The sequence below is a fragment of the Citrobacter sp. Ca225 genome (genome assembly GCF_030337175.1).
GTDB lineage: Bacteria > Pseudomonadota > Gammaproteobacteria > Enterobacterales > Enterobacteriaceae > Citrobacter_A > Citrobacter_A amalonaticus.
Genome location: NZ_JAOWCD010000057.1, coordinates 117,418 through 137,819 on the forward strand (window position 1 = coordinate 117,418; position 20,402 = coordinate 137,819).

The 20,402-nt window shown below is 53.4% G+C and carries 21 protein-coding genes and 1 pseudogene; 12 read left to right on the forward strand and 10 right to left on the reverse strand.

Going from position 1 to position 20,402, the window contains the following annotated elements; translation table 11 throughout:
• Nucleotides 1-131: 131 nt before the first annotated feature.
• On the reverse strand, nt 132-968 hold the full coding sequence (rhaS, locus tag OGW13_RS06320) for an HTH-type transcriptional activator RhaS (protein ID WP_042998898.1): 837 nt from the start codon (nt 966-968) through the stop codon (nt 132-134).
• Nucleotides 969-1,268: 300 nt separating this feature from the next.
• Between rhaS (OGW13_RS06320) and rhaB the strand changes: the two genes are divergently transcribed.
• The 9 genes from rhaB to rhaM all read left to right on the forward strand — a co-directional run bounded on the left by rhaB (nt 1,269) and on the right by rhaM (nt 11,168).
• Nucleotides 1,269-2,738, forward strand: a complete 1,470-nt coding sequence (rhaB, locus tag OGW13_RS06325; RefSeq protein WP_044265192.1) for a rhamnulokinase — start codon at nt 1,269-1,271, stop codon at nt 2,736-2,738.
• Complete coding sequence (gene rhaA / locus OGW13_RS06330) at nt 2,735-3,994, forward strand: L-rhamnose isomerase (RefSeq protein ID WP_042998896.1); 1,260 nt, start codon at nt 2,735-2,737, stop codon at nt 3,992-3,994. Before rhaB ends, rhaA begins: the two co-directional genes overlap by 4 nt.
• A 110-nt stretch (nt 3,995-4,104) precedes the next feature.
• Nucleotides 4,105-4,932 carry a rhamnulose-1-phosphate aldolase gene (gene rhaD / locus OGW13_RS06335; protein ID WP_042998895.1) on the forward strand — a complete coding sequence of 276 codons (828 nt, stop codon included), beginning with the start codon at nt 4,105-4,107 and terminating at the stop codon, nt 4,930-4,932.
• A 99-nt stretch (nt 4,933-5,031) separates the two neighbouring features.
• Nucleotides 5,032-6,018 (forward strand): rhamnose ABC transporter substrate-binding protein, encoded by a 987-nt coding sequence (gene rhaS / locus OGW13_RS06340; protein ID WP_042998894.1) that lies wholly within the window; start codon nt 5,032-5,034, stop codon nt 6,016-6,018.
• Nucleotides 6,019-6,137: 119 nt separating this feature from the next.
• Nucleotides 6,138-7,643, forward strand: a complete 1,506-nt coding sequence (locus OGW13_RS06345; RefSeq protein ID WP_058587293.1) for a sugar ABC transporter ATP-binding protein — start codon at nt 6,138-6,140, stop codon at nt 7,641-7,643.
• Entirely contained in the window at nt 7,643-8,647 is a 1,005-nt protein-coding gene (locus OGW13_RS06350) for an ABC transporter permease (RefSeq protein WP_109739657.1), read from the forward strand. Before OGW13_RS06345 ends, OGW13_RS06350 begins: the two co-directional genes overlap by 1 nt.
• Entirely contained in the window at nt 8,644-9,648 is a 1,005-nt protein-coding gene (locus tag OGW13_RS06355; protein WP_287115814.1) for an ABC transporter permease, read from the forward strand. The genes OGW13_RS06350 and OGW13_RS06355 overlap by 4 nt, the downstream gene beginning before the upstream one ends.
• Before the next feature lie 60 nt (nt 9,649-9,708).
• Nucleotides 9,709-10,857: a lactaldehyde reductase gene (fucO, locus tag OGW13_RS06360; protein WP_042998890.1), complete on the forward strand. Its 1,149-nt coding sequence runs from the start codon at nt 9,709-9,711 to the stop codon at nt 10,855-10,857.
• Nucleotides 10,854-11,168 carry an L-rhamnose mutarotase gene (gene rhaM / locus OGW13_RS06365; protein WP_042998889.1) on the forward strand — a complete coding sequence of 105 codons (315 nt, stop codon included), beginning with the start codon at nt 10,854-10,856 and terminating at the stop codon, nt 11,166-11,168. Before fucO ends, rhaM begins: the two co-directional genes overlap by 4 nt.
• 43 nt (nt 11,169-11,211) lie before the next feature.
• On the opposite strand, the gene OGW13_RS06370 is transcribed toward rhaM, so the two are convergent.
• Both OGW13_RS06370 and OGW13_RS06375 read right to left on the reverse strand, forming a co-directional pair.
• Complete coding sequence (locus OGW13_RS06370; RefSeq protein WP_109739658.1) at nt 11,212-12,603, reverse strand: carbohydrate porin; 1,392 nt, start codon at nt 12,601-12,603, stop codon at nt 11,212-11,214.
• A gap of 339 nt (nt 12,604-12,942) precedes the next feature.
• Nucleotides 12,943-13,488: pseudogene (locus OGW13_RS06375) on the reverse strand (helix-turn-helix domain-containing protein); the annotation flags it as partial.
• Nucleotides 13,489-13,586: 98 nt separating this feature from the next.
• Here OGW13_RS06375 and OGW13_RS06380 point away from each other — a divergent pair.
• Both OGW13_RS06380 and OGW13_RS06385 read left to right on the forward strand, forming a co-directional pair.
• Nucleotides 13,587-14,246 (forward strand): AzlC family ABC transporter permease, encoded by a 660-nt coding sequence (locus OGW13_RS06380; protein ID WP_042998885.1) that lies wholly within the window; start codon nt 13,587-13,589, stop codon nt 14,244-14,246.
• Nucleotides 14,246-14,569 carry an AzlD domain-containing protein gene (locus OGW13_RS06385; protein ID WP_287115815.1) on the forward strand — a complete coding sequence of 108 codons (324 nt, stop codon included), beginning with the start codon at nt 14,246-14,248 and terminating at the stop codon, nt 14,567-14,569. Before OGW13_RS06380 ends, OGW13_RS06385 begins: the two co-directional genes overlap by 1 nt.
• 46 nt (nt 14,570-14,615) lie before the next feature.
• On the opposite strand, the gene OGW13_RS06390 is transcribed toward OGW13_RS06385, so the two are convergent.
• From OGW13_RS06390 to OGW13_RS06420, 7 genes are read right to left on the reverse strand one after another with little or no spacing between them, the layout of a single operon-like run.
• Nucleotides 14,616-15,176 carry a P-loop nucleotide/nucleoside kinase family protein gene (locus OGW13_RS06390; RefSeq protein ID WP_044265183.1) on the reverse strand — a complete coding sequence of 187 codons (561 nt, stop codon included), beginning with the start codon at nt 15,174-15,176 and terminating at the stop codon, nt 14,616-14,618.
• On the reverse strand, nt 15,173-15,610 hold the full coding sequence (locus OGW13_RS06395) for a PTS sugar transporter subunit IIA (RefSeq protein ID WP_044257193.1): 438 nt from the start codon (nt 15,608-15,610) through the stop codon (nt 15,173-15,175). The genes OGW13_RS06390 and OGW13_RS06395 overlap by 4 nt, the downstream gene beginning before the upstream one ends.
• A gap of 32 nt (nt 15,611-15,642) precedes the next feature.
• Entirely contained in the window at nt 15,643-15,912 is a 270-nt protein-coding gene (locus OGW13_RS06400; protein WP_042998881.1) for a hypothetical protein, read from the reverse strand.
• A gap of 59 nt (nt 15,913-15,971) precedes the next feature.
• Entirely contained in the window at nt 15,972-16,814 is an 843-nt protein-coding gene (locus OGW13_RS06405) for a class II fructose-bisphosphate aldolase (RefSeq protein WP_042998880.1), read from the reverse strand.
• Nucleotides 16,801-18,168, reverse strand: a complete 1,368-nt coding sequence (locus tag OGW13_RS06410; protein WP_287115816.1) for a PTS sugar transporter subunit IIC — start codon at nt 18,166-18,168, stop codon at nt 16,801-16,803. Before OGW13_RS06410 ends, OGW13_RS06405 begins: the two co-directional genes overlap by 14 nt.
• A complete protein-coding gene (locus tag OGW13_RS06415) occupies nt 18,161-18,475 on the reverse strand; it encodes a PTS sugar transporter subunit IIB (protein ID WP_287115817.1) in 315 nt (104 codons plus the stop codon). Before OGW13_RS06415 ends, OGW13_RS06410 begins: the two co-directional genes overlap by 8 nt.
• Before the next feature lie 11 nt (nt 18,476-18,486).
• Nucleotides 18,487-19,467, reverse strand: coding sequence for a 6-phosphofructokinase (locus OGW13_RS06420; protein ID WP_044265180.1), 981 nt, complete (start codon nt 19,465-19,467; stop codon nt 18,487-18,489).
• 483 nt (nt 19,468-19,950) lie between these two features.
• Between OGW13_RS06420 and OGW13_RS06425 the strand changes: the two genes are divergently transcribed.
• Nucleotides 19,951-20,397, forward strand: coding sequence for a PTS fructose transporter subunit IIA (locus tag OGW13_RS06425; RefSeq protein WP_044265178.1), 447 nt, complete (start codon nt 19,951-19,953; stop codon nt 20,395-20,397).
• The last annotated feature ends 5 nt before the right edge of the window (nt 20,398-20,402 follow it).

Below are 20,402 nucleotides of genomic sequence, written 5' to 3' on the forward strand. Positions count from 1 at the left end.
CCTTGCCGGATGATGGCTTCGCCTTATCCGACCCGCAAATTACGTCAACACCCAGGCCGGATAAGATTTCCGGCATCACAGATCGATGATTATTAACATTCTGGCGGCGAAAAACGTTGATAGCATTCGCGTTACTGAAGTAACGCATCCCGTCCCTGGCGAATGTCGCGCGGCGACCAGTCAAATTCACGGCGAAACAGAGTCGAAAAGTGGTTACTGTCGCCAAAACCACAGCGATAGGCGATTTCTGTGACGCTTTCATCGCTATGACGCAACAGATGGCGGGCTTTGATTAAGCGCAGACGGTTAAGATAGCGCTGCGGCGTCAGCCCGGTCTGTTGTTTCAACTGGCGGTGCAGCGTGCGCAGGGAAAGCGAGAAGCGATCGGCCAACGCCTCCCAGCAGACCTCCTCCGCAAAATGATCTTCCAGCCAGGCCATCAACTGGTTCAGGCGCGCATCGTTATTGTCCGCCCCTTCCATCAGGCTACTTTTGCGCAACAGCACCAGCAGTTGCATAAACAGAATTTCACGATTGGCGACGCCGGGGAGATCGCTCTCATCGCCGTCCTGTTCCATTTTTGCCACCAGTTGGCGCACCTGTTGTAGCGCGCTCTGATTCACCCGCCAGTGAGAGGGATACACGCCATCCTGTTCCTGCGGCAGTAACTGATCTAACCCGGCCAGAAAGCGGAACGCATCGGGCGAACGGTAGAGCACATTGGTCAGGCAAAGATTGTCCGTATGCTCATACAAGTGCCGGTCATGGTCGCGGACAAAGCAAACCGTACCGCCGCTGATGGTATAGGGCTGTCCATTGAATACATGAATACCGGTGCCATGTTCCACAATCACAATCTCATGAAAATCATGATGATGCTCTGGAAAAGCGGACTGAGGTAAGCGGGGCTCAATGGCCACAGGCGCTTTACCTGATGGAAAAAAATCCACGCAGTGCAGTACGGTCATGATGGCATCCAGGTCAAATGAACATGTCAGAAATAGTAATTAAGGGTTAGCCACCTCACCTTAAATTTTTGACATAAAACCGAGCAAACAAGGTCAATTTTTCAAGAAAAGACGGGAAAGATCCGGAAATGCGGACGGCGTCACATCAGGGGAAATCGCGCCTATTACCGGAAACTGTGAACGTTATCACGTTCACCTTTGCTTTCTTGCCAACGGCCAATTTTGCCTGTCAGTAACAAGAAGGTGAGCCATGACGAGGTTTTTTAGACTGGGCTTAATGAAACTCAGAAGGACCTCACTATGACTTTTCGCCATTGTGTCGCTGTCGATCTTGGTGCCTCCAGCGGACGCGTAATGCTGGCGCGCTATGACAGTGAACATCGCACCCTGACGCTGCGTGAAATCCATCGCTTCGCGAACTGCCTGCAAAAGCAGGACGGTTTCGACACCTGGGATCTCGACAGTCTCGAAGACGCCATTCGCCTGGGGCTGGAAAAAGTCTGCGATGAAGGCATCCGCATTGACAGTATCGGTATTGATACCTGGGGCGTGGACTATGTCCTGATCGATAAACAAGGCCAACGCGTCGGGCTACCGGTTTCTTATCGTGACAGCCGCACCACAGGCGTAATGCAACGCGCACAGGAACAGCTCGGTAAAACCACTATTTATCAACGCAGCGGGATCCAGTTTCTGCCGTTCAACACGCTCTACCAGCTGCGTGCGCTGGTTGAACAGCAGCCGGAGTGGGTTTCGCAGGTCGCACATGCCTTGCTGATCCCCGACTACTTCAGCTTCCGTCTGACCGGGGAGTTGAATTGGGAATACACCAACGCTACCACCACGCAACTGGTAAACATCAACAGCGATGACTGGGATGAGACGCTGCTGGCATGGACGGGGGCAGACAACGCCTGGTTTGGTCACCCGACGCATCCGGGCAACGTGATTGGTTACTGGATTTGCCCGCAGAAGAATCAGATCCCCGTGGTGGCCGTCGCCAGTCACGACACCGCCAGCGCGGTGATCGCCTCGCCGCTGGCTGATAAACACAGTGCGTATCTCTCCTCCGGCACCTGGTCGTTAATGGGCTTTGAAAGCCGAACGCCTTACACCAACGACGCCGCGCTGGCGGCGAACATCACCAATGAAGGCGGCGCGGAGGGGCGTTATCGGGTACTGAAAAATATCATGGGTCTGTGGCTGCTGCAGCGCGTGCTGAAAGAGCGCCAGGTGGACGACCTGTCCGCGCTGATTGCCGCCACGCACGCATTGCCCGCCTGCCGTTTTCTGATCAACCCGAATGACGATCGCTTTATCAACCCCGGCAACATGAGCGCTGAAATTCAGGCCGCCTGTCGCGAGTCCGGACTGCCGGTGCCTGATAGCGATGCAGAACTGGCGCGCTGTATTTTCGACAGTCTGGCGCTGCTGTACGCCGATGTGTTGAAAGAACTGGCGACGCTGCGCGGCGAGACCTTCAGCCAGTTGCACATTGTCGGCGGTGGCTGCCAGAACGCCCTGCTGAACCAACTGTGCGCCGATGCCTGCGGTATTCGCGTCATGGCTGGGCCTGTTGAAGCCTCTACGCTCGGCAACATCGGTATCCAGTTGATGACGCTGGATGAACTCAACAACGTCGATGACTTCCGTCAGGTGGTCACCGCTAATTACAACCTGACGACGTTTACCCCCAATCCTGACAGTGAGATTGCCCGCTATGTGACGCAATTTCATTCAAAACGACAGACAAAGGAGCTTTGCGCATGACCACTCAACTGGAACAAGCCTGGGAACTGGCGAAACAACGCTTCGCCGCAGTAGGTATTGATGTCGAGGAGGCGCTGCGCCAGCTCGATCGTCTGCCGGTCTCAATGCACTGCTGGCAGGGCGATGATGTAGCCGGTTTCGAAAACCCGGAAGGATCGCTCACCGGCGGTATTCAGGCCACCGGTAACTACCCGGGTAAAGCGCGTAATGCCCATGAGCTACGCGCCGATCTGGAGCAGGCGCTTAGCCTGATCCCTGGGCCTAAACGCCTGAACCTGCATGCCATCTATCTGGAATCCGATACCCCGGTCGCCCGTGACAAAATCAAACCGGAACACTTTAAAAACTGGGTAGAGTGGGCAAAAGCGCATCAACTTGGTCTGGATTTCAACCCGTCCTGCTTCTCGCATCCGCTGAGCGCTGACGGCTTCACGCTGGCGCATGCCGACGACACAATCCGCCAGTTCTGGATCGACCACTGCAAAGCCAGCCGCCGCGTATCCGCCTACTTTGGCGAGCAACTGGGCACGCCGTCGGTGATGAATATCTGGATCCCGGACGGCATGAAAGATGTCACCGTGGACCGCCTGGCCCCGCGTCAGCGTCTGATGGACGCGCTGGACGAAGTCATCAGTGAAAAACTGAATCCGGCGCACCATATCGACGCCGTTGAAAGCAAACTCTTTGGCATCGGCGCAGAAAGCTACACCGTCGGCTCCAACGAGTTCTACATGGGATATGCCACCAGCCGCCAGACCGCGCTGTGCCTTGATGCGGGCCACTTCCATCCGACAGAAGTGATCTCCGACAAAATCTCCGCCGCCATGCTGTATGTGCCGCGTCTGCTGCTGCACGTGAGCCGCCCGGTGCGTTGGGACAGTGACCACGTGGTACTGCTGGATGATGAAACCCAGGCGATTGCCAGCGAGATCGTACGCCACAACCTGTTCGACCGCGTCCACATCGGTCTCGACTTCTTCGACGCCTCCATCAACCGCATCGCGGCATGGGTCATCGGTACCCGCAATATGAAAAAAGCGCTGCTGCGCGCCCTGCTGGAACCCACCGAACATCTGCGCCAACTGGAAGCCAGTGGCGATTACACCGCACGCCTAGCATTGCTGGAAGAGCAAAAATCGCTGCCGTGGCAGGCGGTATGGGAAATGTATTGCCAGCGTCATGACACACCCGCTGGCAGCCAGTGGCTCGAGAGCGTTCGCGCCTATGAGAAAGAGATTTTGAGCAAACGCGGTTAACACATTATTGCCGGATGGCACTGCGCTTATCCGGCCTACTGACACATTCAACATCGCAGGCCCGATAGGCGCATTGCCATCGGGCATTGACTAAAACAGGTAGACCTTTTATGCAAAATATTCTCGACGCCTGGTTTGTCCAGGGGATGATTAAAGCCACCTCCGACGCCTGGCTGAAAGGCTGGGACGAGCGCAATGGCGGCAACCTGACGCTGCGTCTCGATGACGCGGATATTGCCCCTTTCAGCGCCGATTTCCATCCTGCGCCACGCTACATTGCCCTGAGCCAGCCAATGCCGCTGTTGGCGAACACGCCGTTTATCGTGACCGGCTCTGGTAAATTCTTCCGCAACGTACAACTCGATCCCGCCGCCAATTTGGGCATCGTGAAAGTGGACAGCGACGGAGCGGGCTACCACATTCTATGGGGGCTGACGAACGAGGCGGTGCCCACCTCTGAGTTGCCGGCACACTTCCTGTCGCACTGTGAACGTATCCAGACCACGCAAGGTAAAGATCGCGTGATCATGCACTGCCACGCCACTAACCTGATCGCCCTGACCTACGTGCTGGAAAACAGCACCGCGCTTTTTACCCGCAAACTGTGGGAAGGCAGTACCGAGTGTCTGGTGGTCTTCCCGGATGGCGTGGGCATTCTGCCATGGATGGTGCCGGGCACCGATGAAATCGGCCAGGCCACCGCGCAGGAAATGCAGAAACATTCGCTGGTGTTGTGGCCGTTCCACGGCGTATTCGGCAGCGGCCCGACGCTGGATGAAACGTTTGGACTGATCGATACCGCCGAGAAGTCCGCCGAAGTGTTAGTCAAAGTGCTGTCGATGGGCGGTATGAAGCAAACCATCAGCCGCGAAGAACTGATCGCGCTGGGTAAACGCTTTGGCGTCACCCCGCTCGCCAGTGCATTAGAACTGTATTGATAACAACATCGCGCCCCGCTCACTGAGACGGGGCGAACTCTGTCACCTGCAAATCCAAACCATTCCCCATGGGAATCAACATGATGTGGAGTAAAAGCAATGAATATAAAGACAAGCTTGATCCTCACCGTTGCCGCTCTGGCGTTGTCCGGTTCCGCTTTAGCTGAAGTAAAAATCGCCCTGGTGGCGAAATCGTTAGGTAATGGATTTTTCGAAGCGGCAAACGTCGGCGCTCAGGAAGCCGCCAAAGAGATCGGTGATGTCAAAGTGATCTACACCGGTCCCACCACGACTACCGCTGAAGCGCAGATCGAAGTATTGAATGGGCTGATCGCCCAGGGCGTTGATGCGATCGCCATCTCTGCCAACGATCCCGATGCCGTTGTACCCGTCCTGAAGAAAGCGATGCAGCGTGGTATCAAAGTCGTGTCATGGGATTCCGGCGTCGCGCCTGCGGGGCGGCAGATCCACCTTAACCCGTCAAATAATGCCCTGATCGGCGAAACCAACGTCAAACTCGCCGCCGATGCGCTGAAGGCATTGAACGTGGAGAAAGGCGATGTGGCGATCCTGAGCGCCACGCCAACGTCGACCAACCAGAATATCTGGATTGCGGAGATGAAAAAGGTGCTTCCGCAGTATCCGTCTATCAACCTGGTGACCGTGGCTTATGGCGACGATCTCTCAGACAAGAGCTACCGCGAAGCAGTAGGGCTGCTCAAATCTTACCCGGATCTGAAAGTGATCGTCTCCCCGTCTTCCGTCGGCATTGTCGCCGCGGCGCAGGCAGTGAAGGATCAGGGCAAAATTGGCAAAGTGTATGTGACGGGTCTCGGTTTGCCATCCGAAATGGCGGGCGCGGTGAAGTCAGGCGCGTCGAAAAGTTTTGCGATCTGGAATCCTATCGATCTGGGCTATGCGGCGACGTATCTGGCGGACGATCTGGTTAAAGGCACCGCCAGCAAAACCGAAGCCAATATGGGGAAACTGGGTAAAGTGCAACTGGATGCCGACGGCAATGGGGCGATGGCTAAGCCATTCGTCTACGATGCCAGCAACATTGATAAGTTCTCAAAAATCTTCTGATCCCTGGGTCACGCCGCCGGGTGACGTTGTGCTTATCCGGCCTGCGGGTACCGATACGTTTTGTAGGCCGGATAAGCGTTAGCGCCATCCGGCAACACTACATGAAGAGGAGAACCTACATGTCCACCCCTTTATTGCAACTTCATGGGATCAGCAAGATATTCCCCGGCGTGCGCGCCCTTGAGAACGTGCAGCTCGATCTCTGGCCAGGCAAAGTGACCGCACTGGTGGGCGAAAACGGCGCGGGGAAATCCACGCTGGTCAAAGTCATGACCGGCATCTATCAGCCTGATGAGGGGGAAATCCTCTACAAGGCTATTCCTGTTCAGCTCCCGACGCCGGAAGCGGCGCATAAAGTCGGCATCACCGCGATTCATCAGGAAACGGTGCTGTTCGATGAGCTGTCGGTGACTGAGAATATTTTTGTCGGCCAATACCTGTATAAAGGCTTTTTCAAAAAGCTCGACTGGCCAGAAATGCACCGTCGGGCGCAGGCGATCCTCACCCGCCTTGAGGTGCAGATCGATCCGCGCGCCACGCTGAAAACCCTGAGCATCGCCCAGCGCCATATGGTGGCCATTGCCCGTGCGCTTTCCTTTGAGGCCCAGGTAGTGATTCTCGATGAACCGACCGCCGCACTGTCGCAACACGAAATTCTGGAGTTCTATCAAATCGTTGAGCGCCTGAAGCAGGAAGGCAAAGCGATTCTGTTTATCTCCCATAAGTTCGATGAAATCTTTGAGCTGGCGGATCACTACACCATTCTACGCGACGGCGTATTCGTCAGTTCCGGCGACATCCATGAGATTAGCGAAGAGCGGATGGTCGCCATGATGGTAGGACGCGCGATTACCCAGACTTTCCCGAAAGTGGCCTGCGAGAAAGGCGAGACAGTACTGGAGGTGAAAGATCTCTGCCATCCCACTGAATTTGCCCACATTGATTTCACTCTGAGAAAAGGGGAGATCCTCGGTTTCTACGGGCTGGTGGGGGCAGGACGGACCGAGTTGATGCAGGCGCTGTCCGGCGTATCCCGGCCTTCTCACGGTGAAATCCGTCTCAACGGACGGGCCATTCATTTTCATCAGCCTGCCGATGCGATTCGCGCTGGTATTGTCTGCGTGCCGGAAGAACGACAAAAACAGGGGGCAATCATTGAAATGAGTATCGCCGAGAACATCAGCCTGCCGCAGTTGAGTAAGCTGAATCCGCGTGGCGTGCTCAATGCGGCGCGAGAGTGGCAACTGGCGGACAGCTATGCTAAACGCCTGCAGGTCAAAGCGTTTAGCTGGCGTCAGGCGGTCGAAACGCTTTCCGGCGGCAATCAGCAAAAGGTGGTGATCGGTAAATGGCTCGCCACCCATCCTGAAGTGATTATTCTCGACGAACCGACCAAAGGCATCGATATCGGCTCAAAAGCGGCGGTGCACCAGTTTATGTCCGAACTGGTGGCGCAAGGGCTGGCGGTGATTATGGTCTCCTCTGAACTCCCGGAAGTGATGGGCATGGCAGACAGAATTATCGTCATGCACGAAGGGTTGATGGTCGCGCAATACCGCGCCGGTGAAGCCACAGCGGAGGCCATTGTCAGCGCCGCCAGCGGCATCAATAAGGAGGCAGCATAATGATTCAGCGCCTGCTCAAACACCGCGAAGCCCTGCTGGCAGTGGTTATTCTCCTGATGATCGCCGCCATCGGCAGTCGCGTCCCGTCGTTTGTCTCTCCTGGCAATCTGGCCGAAATCTTCAATGACACCTCGATTCTGCTCATCCTCGCGCTCGGGCAAATGATGGTACTACTGACCAAAGGTATCGATCTGTCGATGGCCGCCAATCTGGCGCTCACCGGGATGATCGTCGCCCTGCTCAACTTCCAGCATCCTGAGATCCCCGTCTGGGCGTTGATATTACTGGCAACCGCCTGCGGTCTGGTGATGGGAATGATCAACGGTCTGCTGGTCTGGAAATTAGGTATCCCGGCGATAGTGGTCACGCTCGGTACCATGAGCATTTATCGCGGCATTATCTTTTTGCTGTCGAACGGCGGCTGGATTAACTCGCATCAGATGAGCGACAGCTTCCTCGCCCTTCCTCGTTTTGCTCTGCTTGGCCTGCCGGTACTGAGCTGGTGCGCCATCGCCGCCGTTATCGTAGTCAGCTACTTCCTGCGCTACAGCCGCACAGGACGAGCGCTGTACACCGCAGGCGGGAATGCCACTGCGGCGTATTACACCGGGATCAACGCCGGGAAAATGCAGTTCATCAGCTTCTGCCTGTCGGGTGCCCTCGCCGGTTTCTGCGGCTACCTGTGGATTTCCCGATTCGCTGTTGCCTATGTCGATGTAGCTAACGGTTTTGAGTTACAGGTTGTGGCAGCCTGTGTGATTGGGGGTATCAGTACAATGGGAGGAATCGGTCGCGTTCTCGGTTGCCTGTGTGGCGCATTGTTCCTTGGCGTGATCAATAACGCATTGCCCGTCATTGGCATCTCACCCTTCTGGCAGATGGCTATTTCCGGCGCGGTGATCGTGATTGCCGTTCTGCTCAACGAACGCAGCAATAAACACAAAGGCCGGTTAATTCTGCGCAACGCAGCGCTGGCACGGCAAAAACAGGCGGTGAACTCATGAATAAAGTGATGACGTCTGGAGCGATCGAACGCGCCCCCGATACGCGCGCGGTCTGGCAACGCCTGTTGTGCTGGGAGGGTTTTCTGTTCGCCGTCACCCTGGCGGTATTTATCGTCAACGCGCTGGCCTCGCCGTACTTCCTTAATATCTGGAATCTCTCCGACGCAACGTTCAACTTCACCGAAAAAGCGATCATCGTGCTGCCCATGGCGATGCTGATTATCGCCCGGGAAATTGATCTCTCGGTGGCGTCAACTCTGGCGCTGAGTTCGACGGCCATGGGGTTCTGCGCGGCAGCGGGAATGGATACGCCCCTGCTGGTCTGCGTCGGGCTGGGAACCGGACTCTTGTGCGGGCTGCTGAACGGCATCCTGGTGACGCGGTTTAATCTCTCATCCATCGTGATCACCATCGGCACCATGAGTTTGTATCGCGGCATAACCTACATTTTACTCGGCGATCAGGCGCTGAATGCTTACCCGGAAAGCTTTACGTGGTTTGGTCAGGGCTACGTCTGGGGCGCGCTGTCGTTCGAGTTTGCGCTGTTTATCGTACTGGCGATCGTGTTCACCTTCCTGCTGCACAAAACGAACTTTGGTCGCCGCACCTACGCCATCGGTAATAACCCGGTGGGCGCGTGGTACTCCGGCATTAACGTGAAACGTCACAACCTGATTTTATTCGCTCTGGTCGGACTCATGGCGGGACTGGCCGCCGTGTTGCTCACTTCCAGACTCGGCAGTACGCGTCCCACCATCGCGATGGGCTGGGAGCTGGCCGTGGTAACAATGGCGGTGCTGGGTGGCGTCAATATTCTCGGCGGCTCCGGCAGCATGACCGGCGTCATCATCGCAGCGTTCCTGATGGGGCTGGTGACCTTCGGCCTGAGCCTGCTCAACGTGCCGGGCATCGTGATGTCGATCATTATCGGCGCGATGCTGATCGTGGTGATCTCGCTGCCAATTCTTACCCGCCGAATGATGCAACGACGACGAATCTGAATCCCTCCGGCGACATGGAGTTTTGCCGCCGGAAATATCATCACTTTAAGGAGAAACAACATGAGCTTTATGCTGGCACTTCCGAAAATCAGTCTGCATGGCGCGGGCGCGATTGGCGATATGGTGAACCTCGTAGCGAATAAGCAATGGGGAAAAGCGCTGATCGTCACCGACGGTCAACTGGTTAAGCTGGGCCTGCTCGACAGTCTGTTTGCGGCGCTGGATGAGCACAAAATGTCGTACCACCTGTTCGATGAGGTGTTCCCGAACCCGACCGAAGCGCTGGTGCAAAAAGGCTACGCGGCTTATCAGGACGCGAACTGTGATTACCTCATCGCCTTTGGCGGCGGCAGCCCGATCGATACCGCTAAAGCCGTGAAAATCCTCACCGCGAACCCGGGGCCTTCCACCGCTTACTCCGGCGTGGGGAAAGTGAAAAACCCAGGCGTACCGCTGGTTGCCATTAACACCACTGCCGGAACCGCTGCCGAGATGACCAGCAACGCCGTGATCATCGACTCCGGACGCCAGGTGAAAGAGGTTATCATCGATCCGAACATTATCCCGGATATCGCCGTGGACGATGCCAGCGTGATGCTGGAAATCCCGGCCTCCGTGACGGCAGCAACCGGTATGGACGCGCTGACCCACGCGGTGGAAGCATATGTTTCTGTTGGTGCACACCCGCTGACTGACGCCAATGCGCTGGAAGCGATTCGCCTGATCAACCTGTGGCTGCCAAAAGCGGTCGATGATGGCCACAACCTGGAAGCGCGCGAGCAAATGGCGTTTGGTCAGTATCTGGCGGGGATGGCGTTCAACAGCGCCGGCCTGGGGCTGGTTCACGCCCTGGCGCACCAGCCGGGCGCCACGCATAACCTGCCGCACGGCGTTTGTAACGCCATCCTGCTGCCGATTATCGAAAACTTTAACCGCCCGAACGCAGTGGCGCGTTTTGCCCGCATCGCGCAGGCGATGGGTGTCGATACCCGTGGTATGAGCGATGAAGCAGCAAGTATGGAAGCGATCAACGCCATCCGCGCATTAAGCAAACGTGTCGGTATTCCGGCTGGTTTCAGCCAGCTTGGCGTCACTAAAGAGGATATCGAAGGCTGGCTGGACAAAGCGCTGGCGGATCCTTGTGCGCCGTGTAACCCGCGGACTGCCAGCCGTGACGAAGTACGCGAGCTGTATCTGGAGGCATTATGATCCGCAAAGCGTTCGTGATGCAGGTGAATGCCGACGCACATGAGGAGTACCAGCGTCGGCATAATCCCATCTGGCCGGAGCTGGAAGCTGTGCTGAAAGCGCACGGGGCGCATCATTACGCGATCTATCTCGATGCGCCGCGTAATTTGCTGTTTGCGACCGTAGAGATTGAGTCCGAAGAACGCTGGAACGCCGTTGCCAACACTGACGTTTGTCAGCGCTGGTGGAAGCATATGCGCGACGTCATGCCCGCAAATCCGGATAACAGCCCGGTGAGCGCAGAGCTGAAAAACGTGTTTTATCTGGAGTAATCGATGAGCCCGGTAGACCTCGGCGCTACCGGGCCTTTTTCGTTTAGAAATAATATTTAAAGCGAACGCGACCACCATAACGATTATCAGAATCGTCGCCGTTCACGTTATCGCCTTCGCTATCCAGAATTGAGTAATATGCGCCAAGGTAAATATTGAAGTTTTGCATATTCATCACATTAGCAAACTGATACGACGCGTGAATGGTATGAATGTCATAGGTGCCTTTATTATTAATCCAGCAGCCGTCATCACACACCACCCCTTCAAAGTCATCAATTTTGTTATGCGCGTAGATATAACCTAATTCAAAACGTTTCCACAGCGCGTTCAGCCCGGCGGTAAAATCGTTTTCATTATTGGCATCAAGATAAGCGGTATTCAGGTTTACCACCATGCCATTCTCCGGATCGCTCTTTAAACCATTCCATGTCATCGTCATACCGTAACCGGTACGGTCCGACTGATCGACAAATTTACCGTTTGCGTTGGTGTAGCCATAGGCGTTATTGACGACGTTCGACTCCATCGCAGCAGCTACCGAGAACGCATCCTGCGACCATGAAATAACCGGACGCAAATAGGCAACGTTTTTCTGTTGATCCATTCTCCGGCCGTGGAATTCGTCATCGTTATAGAGTGAAATGCCTTCTTCCAGCAGAGTGTTTAACTCGAAGTACCAGTTATCCACCTGCTTGCTGACGAGGAAGTTACCGCCAGCATCAGAACGACCGCGGCCTTCTTTCATCATATAGATGTAACCGCTGCCGTCGTCATACAGATTGTTGGCGGTATTCCCCGAATGTTCAACAAAGGTATCCTGATTCAGTGGGAACATATCGTAGGCTTCGAAGCGCCCCACCTTCACTTTCCAGTCATTCTCTTTACCAAAGAAGAAGACGGCATCATCGATATTCACCGTACCGGTCATATCTCCCAGCGGTTGGGCGGAGAATCCGGCATAATAACCCTCACCCAGCTTACGTGTACCATCAAAGCCCAGTAAAATCCGGCCATTAATATTCCACTGTTCGTTAGTCGGGTCATGGTCAACACTGGCATTGGTCATTGCCAGCAAGCCATGATTACTTTCCGCATCCATGTTGAATTCAACGTCACCATAGATTTTCAGATCGCCATAACCGGAAAGCAGCAGATTCGGTGTCGCGGCATTCTTTTTCGTCTCCTCAGGAGGGGTTTGGCCGTTAACTGGCGTGTTGCCCTGTGCCGCCTTAATTTCACGGATTTCGGTTGCCTGTTGGGTCTGTAATTGCTGAACCTGATTTTCCGCCTTTGCCGCCCGATATTCTGCGGCCTCCAGTCGCGCTTCCAATTGTTCGAGCCGTTGTTCCAGCGTCATTTTTTGCGTTTTAGCAAAACCATTATTAGCGATTAATAACAGACCTATTGCTAAAGCCAGCGTCGATTTCCTCATTTATTTGCGCTCCTTGAAAATAAATAATGGACAGCGTATTTCTTTGAGAAATACGCAAAATGAATAACAAAATAGTATGTGTTATTTTTATATTTAATAACGGCTACAATTGATGATAATAATCAACTGTTACCGCGCCGCAGGCCAGCAATTACTAACATGCAGCTTTCTTTGTGTAAACGCAGAAAGCTTTCAGTTCGTGAGGAATATAACAAAAGGGCTAAAATAAACGAAATATCATAAAAACAATTAAATATGCATTAAGAGAAAAAATAATTAGAAGTAATCATTCGGGGGAGCCTTTTGCATACCATAACGGTGAAATTCCAGGTTCGCTAAACTCTGCTCGGCCACCAGAATCGCCTGGGTATCCGCTTCCAGCGCCTGGAAGATATGCTCCTGATCGGCGGGATAACAAATATAGTCGCCCTCACCTAACACTTCTGGCGCTTCTGTCAGCCCGACCAGCGCTTTTCCCTTCGTGACAATAATATGCTCGATCGAGCCCGGTGGATGCGGCTGAGAAATGCGGTCGGCTCCTGGCTGGGTCAACAACAGATAGATATCACGCCGTGCGCCAGGCGGGCAGGCAGCCAGTAAAATCGCCTGATAGTGCGCCTGTTCAGCCACTACTTTCGTACCCTCACCGCACCGGATCACCTGCGTTTTTTGCACCTGCGGCTCCAGCAGTCGCGCAAAGGGAATATCCAGCGCCACACAAAGCGACCAGAGGGTTTCCAGGCTAGGATTACCGTTCCCCGCCTCCAGTTGGGAAAGCGTCGACTTGGCGATCCCCGCCCGTCGGGCGATTTCTGCCAGCGACAGACCCGTCCGCTGACGCTCGCGAACCAGACTTTTGGCGATCACGCTGATGGGTTGTGTCATACCCGACTCCATGTTTTTTATATCGAACGAATCGTTCATCTTGTCAAACACTGATGTTGCGTTCATTATAATGGAAATTCGTTCGATATGGCTAAATCATGGCGCACTTCTTCTCCTGTCTGAAGGCAGACACGATAAAAGCAATCTTTCTGGTCTGCCTGGCGGTAGGCGTGGTTGGGATGTCCTACGGTTCACTGGCGATGGCTTATGGCTTCCCGGTGTGGGTGCCGTTTGTACTCTCTATTTGTGTGCTGGCAGGAGCGTCCGAATTTATGTTTATCGGCATTGTCGCCAGCGGCGGTAATCCGTTAGCCGCTGCCGCAGCCGGTTTACTGGTTAACGCCCGCCATGTTCCGTTTGGCGTGACGGTACGGGATCTGGTCGGCACCCGCGCGGCGAGTTTTTTCGGCTGCCATATTATGAACGATGAAAGCGTCGTGTTCGGCCTGTCGCAGAAAACCCCAGAGCAGCGCAAAGCCGCCTACTGGCTATGTGGCCTCGGCGTTGCCATTCTGTGGCCGCTGGGGACCCTACTGGGCACCGTGGTGGGTCAATTGCTGCCAGCCCCGGAAACCATCGGGCTGGACGCCGTGTTCCCGGCTATCCTGCTGGCTCTCGTCGTCCCGGCGTTTAAAAACCGTACCACTCTGATTCGGGGCCTGAGCGGAGCCGCCGTGTCGCTCGCCGCCGTGCCTTTCGCGCCGGTCGGGCTGCCAGTTCTGCTCTCCCTGCTGGGCTTACTGACGAGGAAAAAGTAATGGGTAACATGACGCTGTTTATCGTCGGTATCGCCATTTTATCGGCAGGCACCTATTTAATGCGCCTCGGCAGCGCCAGACTGGGCAGTCGCCTGGCGCTCTCTGAACGCGCTCAGGCACTGTTATCCGATGCCGCCACGGTACTGCTGTTTTCCGTCGCCCTGGCCACCACCTTTTATGAAGGCGAGCATTTTGCTGGCATGGCACGCGTTCTCGGCGTGGCGTTCGCGGTCTTTCTCGCCTGGCGTAAGATGCCATTGATTGTGGTGATCGTCGCCGCCGCCGTGGTGACCGCGCTGCTGCGAATGGTAGGGATACACTAAAAAAGCGCCCGCGGGCGCCCTTGAAGGGGTAACGACACTCTACCGTTCAGGTTTTGTCTATTTGTTCGTCTATCCAGGCGATAACGGATTCAATATCCAGCGTTTGCTGTTGATCTACCGTAAACACCGGCCCGAGCCGCATCGGTTCGGCGCATTCTGCCAGTTGCGCCAGTTCGGGTAGATACTCCTCACCGGGATGACCCGGTTTGCGATCCTGTAAGCGGGTGGCATAGCGCGTCACGGCCAGCTCAGGCGTGATCTGATTCCACACTTCCAACACCTTCTCAACGCCCGCCTGCTGCAAGAGTTGTTGCAACCTCTCGCGAGGCTGAAAGCCAAACCAGGCATCAACCAGCCAGACAACGTTCGCCGGAGCGTGGCCGATAATAGACCAGATCACCTCATAGGCCGCACAGCCCAACTGCCGGTTGAAAGGTCGGTCGATATCCGTAAAGCGCGCCATAAACGGCTCTTTGATCCCATCAATCGTCAGCAATGGCAGACTGAAGGTCCCGGAGAGCTGATGAGTAATGGTACTTTTACCTGAAGCGGGGATCCCGTTAATCAGAATCACTGTTTTACAGTCCGGCGAGAGGTGTCGTTTCATAGCAACGCGACCACCTCTTCCTGGGAACGTGCCGCCCGCAACTTCGCCATGCGTTCATCGTTATCGAGTAAGGCGACAATGGCGCGGATGCCCTCTTCAATATGCGCATTACTGTCCTGTGCACCAAACATAATGACAATGTCGGCGGCTTCACTGTCGGCAAACTGAATGGGCTTATCCAACAGCACCATGCTAAAACAGTTGCGCTTCACCCCACATTCTGGACGGGCATGGGGGATCGCAACCCCTTCATCAAATACATAATACGCCCCATGACTGAGGGTGTTGTCGATAACTGCCTGACCGTATTCCGCTGAAATATACCCTTTTGCGACCAACGGTCTGGCCGCCAGTTGAATCACCTTCTGCCAGTCGTTTTCCGCGACGCCAACCTGAATGGCATCGGCCTCGATCAGTAATTCTTTTATCGTCATGACGACTCCCTAAGCGCTTAATAAACCCGACGCTAAATATTCCGGCGAATAACATTACGCAACTCATCTATACGCACAAAAAGCGAATCAATATCCTGCCGGTGCGTCTGGCTTTTGGCATAGACCGACAGCGCCCGGTTATAGATCAGCATTAATGCTTTCTGTATTTCACCATTACCCGGGTTGCCCTGCAGTTCACCTTCCAGCCTGGCGATTTCTCCTGCCAGAACACGGGACTGTTCATCATAATCTTCCGGCGGGCGTGTTTCTTTTTTCCATAACGATTTCAAAGATTCAAACATAGCGATCCCCCGCCCTGATGGACAACAGGGCAACAAAACATCATTTATTAATAACGGAGTTATTTAAATAACGCGATCTTTTCCATTAATACCTGGGTGACGGCATTATTTGCCGGAATTAAAAACTTACGTACGCTGTCATTCACTTTGCCTTTCTCAAAGGTATTTTTACACTGGTCGACCCACTGTACGTTCATTTCCGTGCCGACATTCACTTTATTAATGCCTTCAGTGACGGCCAGGCGCATATCGTCATCACTCACCCCCGTTCCCCCGTGTAATACCAGTGGAACACCGGTCGCGGCGCTGATCTCTTGCAGCCGCTGATGTTGAATCTGTGCCTTGCCGGTATACAGGCCGTGTACCGTCCCCACCGACACCGCCAGCATGTCGACTCGCGTTTCCTCAACGAAGCGTTTGGCATCTTCTACCGTCGTAAAGCAGATATCCTCTGCCGCCACTGCTTTACCATCCTCTGAGCCACCAATAGCCCCAAGCTCGCCTTCCACCGTAATATTGCGCGGTCTGGCCATCTCCACCACGATGCGGGTATTACCGATATTCTCTTCCAGTTCCAGGTGCGAGCCGTCATACATGACCGAGGAAAATCCGGCATTCATCGCCGTCTCAATGGCGCTGATATCAGAGCAGTGATCCAGATGCAGACAGGTCGGGACATTCTCGCTCTCTGCCAGCGAACGCACCGCATCAACCAGCAGGCGATAACCCAGATATTCTGCCGTCCCGGTTGAAATCTGAATCATTAACGGGCTATTCGTTTTTTGCGCCGCTTTAAAAAACGCAGGCAGCATTTCAATACAGTGCAGGTTAAAGGATCCAATCGCTTTGAAATTTCTTTCCTGGCCGATTTTTAGGATCTCGTTGAAATTATACAGACTCATGAACATTTTCCCCTTTTGGCTTAGCGGATTTACCGTTTACGAACCATGCCAGTGCGGCAACAAAAACAATGAACAACGCGACAAACAGCCAGTTATTCTGGAAGGCGTGGCCTAAAACGAGGCCGGAACTGATGACGTCAGAATCGCTGAACGTGACGCCGGTGAAACCGTAGGTTTCCAGCATCGGCACCAGAATCGCAGGCAGGAAGGTGATGAACAGCCCGTGAACTACGCCGCCGATCATCGCGCCACGACGGCCGCCCAGCGCGTTGCCAAAGACGCCCGCGGTCCCCCCGGCGAAAAAGTTAGTTAGCAGACCCGGCAGGATCATCGCCAGACCAAACATCGGGAACACCAGCATACCGATGATGGAACCGACAGTGGTCGCCAGGAACCCAACAATCACCGCGTTGGGGGCATAAGGGAACAGAACCGGGCAATCCAGCGCGGGCTTTGCATCCGGAACGATACGCATAGCGATACCGCGAAATGCCGGAACCAGTTCGTTGAGCAGTAAGCGCACGCCGCTGTAGAGCACGAAGACACCGGCCACAAACTGAATGGACTGCGTGAAGGCATACATCAGATAGTTCACGCCGCCGGAGAACTGGGCGATATATTCCGGACCCGCCGCCAGCGCCGGAATGAGGTACATCGGCACCATCACTACCGCCATGGCGAGATAGGTATCCTGTAAGAACTTGAAATTATCGGGTAATTCAAGGTCTTCCGTGGAGCGAGATCCTTTGCCCACCACTTTAGCCACCGCCGCCTGCACGAGATAGCCAATAGTACAAAAGTGCCCCAGCGCTACATCATCCGAGCCGGTGATGCGCCTGACCACCGGTTGCGCCAGCGCAGGCATCAGCACCGCCATCACGCCGCCAAAAACCCCGCCGGTCAGAATCAACGGCAGTCCGGTGAGCCCCGATTTATAGCCAATGACCGCGCCAATGGTCGCCATCCACAACAACGCTTGTCCGGTCAGGAAGATGTATTTCAGCGGTGTCAGACGCGCGATGATGATATTGACGGCAAAAATCACCATCAGGGTTAACGCCACTTCTGAGCCCAACTCACGGTTAGCTAACCCGGCGATGGCAGCCACATCGGTAATGTAGCCCTTCATACCAAATCCCTGAGTAAAAATATCGTTCAGGAAGGTCAGTGTGGCGACAATAATATTGATCCCGGCCATCATGATTAAAAAACCGAGCAGCGTTTTAAACGTCCCCTCTGCGGTTTTTCCCGGTGATTTCTTTTGTAGGATCAGTCCGAGCATCGCGATAAAGGCGATTAATATCGACGCCTGACCGAGCAAATCTTTAACGATGAATTCAACGAAGCTATTCATAATGAGCTACCTTCAGATTCCGCTCTTTTAAAAACGCGACGATTTTGGCTTCAATTTCGTCTTTGTCCGTGAGCTTATTCAGAACCACGACCCGTTTAATTTCTTCTTCACTGGCATCAGCCGTTAAGATGTCAGCAAAGGTTTTTTGCGTCAGGATCATGTCAGATTTAAACACCCCTGCTTCAGATACCGTGGTATGTTCGATATGCGCAGGAATTTCCAGTTTCTTTAAAACCGCTTTCGCCGTCATTTCAATAGCAAAACTTGAACCGAGGCCGCAGCCACATACGCAAAGAATTTTCAGCATGTAAGGTCTCCTCAAATAATATTGAGTTGTTTGGCAAGTTTGTAATGATGTCCTTCTGTATCGACCAGACGTTTTTTCATACTTACGAGATCAATCGGAATAGGTTTATTGCTTTGATTTATAATAATCGCTTTATTTTTCATCCCTGACTGGATGCATCGAACCACTTCGCTCGCCATGATGGTGCCCTGATAAATTTCTTCACAGGTCGGATCGCCATTACGTAAACCGTAACCAACAATCGTTTTACGAATGCGCTCGCCAATACGTGGTTCGAGCTGTTTTATCATGGTGTCAATCGCCCCCTGAAAACCGGGAGAATATTCTCTGGTGTAGCCTTCTGAACACAGAATAATCACGCTATTCTGGACGGTCAGTTTTTGACTTACCCGTTCCGCTAAGGCATCAAGCGACATCTGGCATTCCGGAATCAGGGCGATATCCGCATTGCATTTAATTGCGGATTGCAGCGTTAATTCACCACAATACCCCCCCAATAATTCCACCATAAACACACGACCAGGTAGCGCTCTGCCCGTATTTCGTAAACGAGAAACCTCCTTAATAATCTGTTCACAGGCGGTCGAAAAACCAATCGTATAATGACTGCCATAAACATCATTATCGATAGTCATCCCCACGCCAAAACAATTAATATCAAATTCGCTCAGGGTATTGAGAAACTGTAAACTGCCGTCACCGCCCGCCATAATTAACACATCAATGTGCAGCGACTTGAGTTTTCTGGCGATCGTTTCATATTCGCTACGCTGCAACTTACGGGTCGTTCTTCCCGAGGTAATGAGAGGTATTGCCGCGATAGAAAAATCGACCAAATCGCGCCATGCCACGTCATGATGATTTTTCTCCAGCAAGCCGGGAATACCACCATTGAATAAGGTAATTTTTGCATCCGCGAGTCGGGCAATCTGGAATATGAAATTATTTATTCCAGACACATCGCCCCCACTAATGACAATACCAATTTTCATTGCGTTTCCTCCGAAGCACCCGTGGAAACATTTTTCCCTGACTTCAAGTCCGCTATTTGCAATGAAGATCACATTATGCTGATAAATTCAGAGGCGAGTAATATTGACAGACTGATTGCATGGTCAATTTTTGTGATACCAATCACATATAAAAGTGAAATTTATCAAAGCGTGATTTTTTAATTCCGTTAATTATCATTTAGTTAATTGAAGCCCCCCTCATCCTTTTTACGCACCCCTATTCTGTACGTTATATCGAGTTTATAAAAAGAGAGAAATGTGAGAAATATCGCATTTTTTTGCGTCCGGGAGGTTTATCAGCGCATTATTTCTTTCTGCGTCGCGTTGCAAAATGTGGCCTTGTGCACAAAGCCTGTTGATGCTTAGCCCACATTATGTCACTCCGCTCAGACATATTGCCGCTCATCTCAATACGAAAGCATCGTTAAAATCGTAGAAAAGAGGTTTTAACGGAGTCTCTCTATGTCAGTGCTTACGGTACGTTGTATTGACCTGAATATTCAGGGCAACAGCACTTATTCCATTCTGAAACAACTCGCGGAAATGGCGTTTAGGAATGGCGCGATCACCGATCGCCAGTTGTTTTTACAAACGCTGCTGATGCGGGAAAAACTGCATTCTACCGGATTCGGATCAGGTATCGCTGTGCCCCATGGCAAAAGCGCCTGCGTAGAACACCCCTTTGTACTGTTTGCCCGTAAAACTCACGGAGTGGACTGGCAGTCCAGCGATGGCGAAGCCGTTAACTGTTGGATCTGCCTCGGCATACCGCAAACCGGCGAAGACGATCAGGTCAAAATCATCGGCACCCTGTGTCGCAAACTTATCCATCAGGATTTCATCAATCAACTGAAGCAAGGTGACGCCACTCGGGTACTGACTTTGCTCAATCAGACCTTAACTTCATAAGGAAG